Below are 1,159 nucleotides of genomic sequence, written 5' to 3'. Positions count from 1 at the left end.
GCACCGAACGTCACTTACGGTGCGTCATTATAAGGAAATAGAAAATGTCCTCCGTCATTACTTTGGACTTTGAAAAATGGAAGGCTCAGCAAACTGCCGCAGGTCAGCCTGTGGTGCTGGATGAATTTGTTTTTGCGAATGTGCCGAATCTTGACCCGTCGAAAGAGTTCAGCCGCAGTGAAAAACTACCAGCCCAAAACCAAATCGTTCACCGTCAGTCGGTGAACAAAACCGGATTGGCCAGCGAGAACGCTGTGGCTTACAGCGTTACATTGGGTACGGAAGTGGGGAATTTTGATTTTAACTGGATTGGCCTGCTCAATAAGGCTTCCGGTGTGATTGGGATGATCACCCATGCCCCCACGCAGAAGAAAATCAAAACTGCCAATGGCTTGCAGGGCAATGTGTTAACCCGCTCGTTCCTGCTGGAATTTGACGGTGCCGCGACAGAAACCGCGATCACGACTACAGCGGAAACATGGCAGATTGATTTTACCGCCCGGTTGTCGGGCATTGACGAAATGCAGCGCCTGATGAATACCGACAGTTACGGCGAAGCCGCCTTTTTCGGTGATGGCTTTGCTGTGGTGCGTCAGGGCGAACAGTATCTGGTGAAAAAAGGGCTGGCCTATGTCGGTGGGCTACGTGGGATGCTGGAATTTGACCAAACCCTGAACGCTATGCGCAATACTCGCGTTTATGCGGATTTTAGCCATCAGGGCAATCTGGTGAGTCAGTGGAAGACGGTGGTTAAAATTACCGCCGCGAATGAGTTGAAAAATTATGTGGATGCGGTGGGCTATCCACATTATGTGTTTGCCATTGCGCGGATTGATGGTAATGGGAATGTGACGGATTTACGCAGTAAAGGGACATTCAGCGATCGTGATATCGTCAATATTCAACAAGAACTTGGCAGGATTAAACAGGACTATGCTACTCAGAAGGCATTGAAAGACGGTTTGGATGGCAAACAACCGAAAGGTGATTATGCTACGAATACCGTGGTTAATAATGCCAATGATAATGCCAATAGCCGATTGGAAAAAGCGAAGAACGGGGCGGATATTCTGAACAAGGCTGAATTTATCGATAACCTCGGTCTGAAAGCCACCGTCGAAAAAGCCATGCGGGCTGTGCCCCATAGCCGCCGTATTAA

General features: G+C 48.8%; 1 protein-coding gene. It reads left to right on the top strand.

What is annotated here, in order from left to right; translation table 11 throughout:
- Positions 1-44 precede the first annotated feature (44 nt).
- On the top strand, positions 45-1,159 hold a 1,115-nt coding region (locus PSI23_RS21495; protein WP_273556979.1), incomplete at its 3' end, for a phage tail-collar fiber domain-containing protein.

The organism is Xenorhabdus yunnanensis, from assembly GCF_028598805.1.
Classification (GTDB): Bacteria; Pseudomonadota; Gammaproteobacteria; order Enterobacterales; family Enterobacteriaceae; genus Xenorhabdus; species Xenorhabdus yunnanensis.
This window is presented reverse-complemented; position numbering and strand designations above follow the sequence as displayed.